Source organism: Nostoc sp. KVJ20 (assembly GCF_001712795.1).
Lineage (GTDB): Bacteria > Cyanobacteriota > Cyanobacteriia > Cyanobacteriales > Nostocaceae > Nostoc.
Map to the genome: position 1 here is coordinate 2,317 of NZ_KV757683.1, position 2,885 is coordinate 5,201.

At 39.3% G+C, this 2,885-nt stretch carries 7 protein-coding genes; all 7 read right to left on the reverse strand.

Annotated elements, in window-relative coordinates; translation table 11 throughout:
- Positions 1 to 94 precede the first annotated feature (94 nt).
- Positions 95 to 571, reverse strand: coding sequence for a hypothetical protein (locus A4S05_RS28240; RefSeq protein WP_069073102.1), 477 nt, complete (start codon positions 569 to 571; stop codon positions 95 to 97).
- Positions 572 to 665: 94 nt separating this feature from the next.
- Positions 666 to 929 (reverse strand): hypothetical protein, encoded by a 264-nt coding sequence (locus tag A4S05_RS28245; RefSeq protein ID WP_069073103.1) that lies wholly within the window; start codon positions 927 to 929, stop codon positions 666 to 668.
- 25 nt (positions 930 to 954) lie between these two features.
- The gene (locus A4S05_RS28250; RefSeq protein WP_069073104.1) at positions 955 to 1,179 is read right to left on the reverse strand and encodes a type II toxin-antitoxin system HicB family antitoxin; all 225 of its coding nucleotides are present in this window, start codon (positions 1,177 to 1,179) and stop codon (positions 955 to 957) included.
- The gene (locus A4S05_RS28255) at positions 1,176 to 1,403 is read right to left on the reverse strand and encodes a type II toxin-antitoxin system HicA family toxin (RefSeq protein WP_069073105.1); all 228 of its coding nucleotides are present in this window, start codon (positions 1,401 to 1,403) and stop codon (positions 1,176 to 1,178) included. The genes A4S05_RS28250 and A4S05_RS28255 overlap by 4 nt, the downstream gene beginning before the upstream one ends.
- Positions 1,404 to 1,456: 53 nt before the next feature.
- Positions 1,457 to 1,681 carry a type II toxin-antitoxin system HicB family antitoxin gene (locus A4S05_RS28260; protein WP_069073106.1) on the reverse strand — a complete coding sequence of 75 codons (225 nt, stop codon included), beginning with the start codon at positions 1,679 to 1,681 and terminating at the stop codon, positions 1,457 to 1,459.
- A 29-nt stretch (positions 1,682 to 1,710) separates the two neighbouring features.
- The gene (locus A4S05_RS28265) at positions 1,711 to 1,938 is read right to left on the reverse strand and encodes a hypothetical protein (RefSeq protein ID WP_069073107.1); all 228 of its coding nucleotides are present in this window, start codon (positions 1,936 to 1,938) and stop codon (positions 1,711 to 1,713) included.
- A gap of 15 nt (positions 1,939 to 1,953) precedes the next feature.
- On the reverse strand, positions 1,954 to 2,885 hold a 932-nt coding region (locus tag A4S05_RS40695; RefSeq protein ID WP_218107987.1), incomplete at its 5' end, for a HEAT repeat domain-containing protein.

Genomic DNA, 2,885 nt, shown 5'->3' on the forward strand with positions numbered 1-2,885 from the left:
GTTCAAAGACTCATTAACGGAGATAAAAGGTGGATAAACAGAATAGGGGCGTACAAATGTACGCCCCTACAGTTTGTGAATGAGTCTTAAATTATCAAGAGACGGGAGTTTTTGCAGATTTACCTTTACCAATAGCCTTAAAGCGTTCACCCAACTGTTCAGCAACAGTTTTTAAGCCTGGAGTCTTTTTTGATGCAGTCTTCACGTAATCATAAACAGTCAAACTGCTAGTCATCGCTTCACTGCCGACAGCCATTAGGGTATCATCTACTTGTTCGGTGAGTTGCTGCATTGAGGTTAAAAGTTCTGTAAGCACAGTGGCTAATTGATAATCTTGAACCAGTTCCTCAACATCAAAAGTGGCTGGAAGAATTTCGCGGTTAGACTGAGCAGCAGTGACGCTATTGTTTACAAAGGCTAGGCTTTTATCGCCCATTTTTACCAGCTTACGCCGTTCTTCAGTGCTGAGAGTAATCAGAAAGGGCATCTTTCTTTGGACTGTCTGTAGCGCAGCTTTAATTTCTTGGATATCTTGTGGCGAAAGGGCGGCTGCAATATTTTGATAGGCCATTATATATTTACCTTGGGAGTTCTAATGGTGAAGTAGCAATAGATGCTAAGTATAGAATTCCCATTGGTGGGTGCGATCGCACATCATAACCTATTTATTTATCTGTTTTAACGCTGATGTACTGATTAGCTCTTGCTTTTGCCAAAGTCATGATATGCTCTAGCGTCAGGAAATGATCTAACTCTCGCTTATCACTTCCTGTAATACCTTCAGTTTTTGCGCGGTAAACGAGATTCTCTAAACGGTCTTTGGCTGCATCCGAGAGTTTGAAATCGATAACGCTTTGGGGAGTGGTTCCAGCAACAATAAACTCTATAATTTCATCGTAGACTTTGGTTGTATTTATAGATGTGTTCATAAGCTACCTTTTTAATTCATAAATTTTATGCAACTTCCAAAGACTTTCCTAGCTTCTTAGGCTCTGGTAAAGGTTCACCATCAGCCAAAGATGATTCAATCAGCATTTCTAAAACTTCCTGAGCATTTTTCAAAGCTTCTTCATAAGTATCTCCGTGAGTGTGACAAAATTCTCCCCATTCAGGAAGACTGACAACAAAACACTCATCTTCATCAGACCACTGAATAATAATTGTGTAGTGAGAATTCATTCTTTTTCTTCCTCTTGAGCATTTTTAATTTCTTCTAATCTTTGAAGTGCGTTATTAACATCCTTCTCTTGGTAAGCTTTAGCATCATTTCCGTCTTTACCTGATATAGTAACTCTCCCAGGTAGGAGGGGATGATACCAATTAGTATGGCTACCTTTTCCAGGACGGTAACTAAACCCTGCTTGCAGCAATAAGCTTTTGAGTTCTCTGATTTTCTTGGGCATAGCCTCTGTTTACATTTTCACTCCCCTGATTTACCACTACTCTGTTTGCTTATCTATACAACTTCCAAGGATTTTCCTAGCGTTTTAGGCTCTGGTAGAGTTTCACTGTCAGCCAAAGATGATTCAATCAGCATTTCTAGAACTTCCTGAGCATTTTTAAGAGCGTCTTCATAAGACTCTCCGTGAGTGCAAGGCTGCATTATATCCGTAAACTCAGGGAACAAAACCACATAACATTGATCTTCTTCTGACCATTGAATCACAATTGTATATTTCATTCTTCTGAAACATAATTACGAATTACGAATTACGAATTACGAATTGTTCTCCAGCTTTTTACCCGACCTTCAGTAATATCTTTTTTACCTATTTCAAAAGATTCAATAAATCCAGGGATATCAAGTAACTCTTGGGTAGCATCTTCACTCTCCTTATCTGCTAGATATGCTAAAAAATCAGCAACCAGTTGTAAGCGTTCTGAAGATAATACATCTAAATATTGGTTGATTTGCTGACGAACTTCTGTGTTATTCATATTTTTGCAACTCTTTTACTTCTCTAATTGTGCCAATTTCTTCTGAGCAAATTCCCGCACTTGCTCATCTGGGTCATTCTCTGCGCGATCGCGCAACAGTGGTAAAGTCTGGGGATGATTAGGATAATGTTCAATAATTACTTCAAGTGAAGTCTGACGAGGATTACCTTGCCAGTCTGCCTCTCGCTCAAAGTTATCTTGAATAGCAAGATCGCGGAAAAATTCAAACATACCAGGTTCATATTTCCACCTTTTGGCTAATTCTGGCATCAATCCTTGTCTCACAAACCAGTCATCATCAGATAGCACAAGCGATTTAAGCCAAGGTAAAGTTTTTGGATGGTTTTTCCAATCTCTAGCTAGCTCCTCTACTGTTACTTGTTCTGCTACTGAATCGGAATCATTTTGAACGCAGGTTTTAAGCCAATCTAAGACATCAAAATTATCTTTCCAACCTTTTGCTATCTGATGTACAGCTTGTTGTCGCACTCCCCAATTTTTATCTGACTGAGCGCAAAGTTTTAGAATGGGTAATATTTCTGGGTTGTCTTTCCAACCCTCGGCTAAGTGTTCAATTGCTTCTCCTCTCACAGCCCAATGCTCATCTGACTGAGCAAAAGATTTAACGATATTTAGGGTATCTGAATCATCTTTCCAAATTTTGACTAGCTGTATCATTACTGCTCCTCGCATAATCCAATTATCAGCGTTAGTAAGAGATTTGAGCCAAGGTAAAGTCTCAGGGTCATCTTTCCAAAATTTGGCTAACTCTTCGACTCCGGCTTCTCGCACATTTGGATGTTCATCTGACTGAATAAGAGATTTAAGCCAAGGTAAAGTGTCAGGATCATCTTTCCATCCCTGAGCTAATTGTCGTACTGCTGTTTGTCGCGCATCTGGATTCTCATCTGAAGTAGCACATTGTTTGAGGATAATTAAAGTATCAG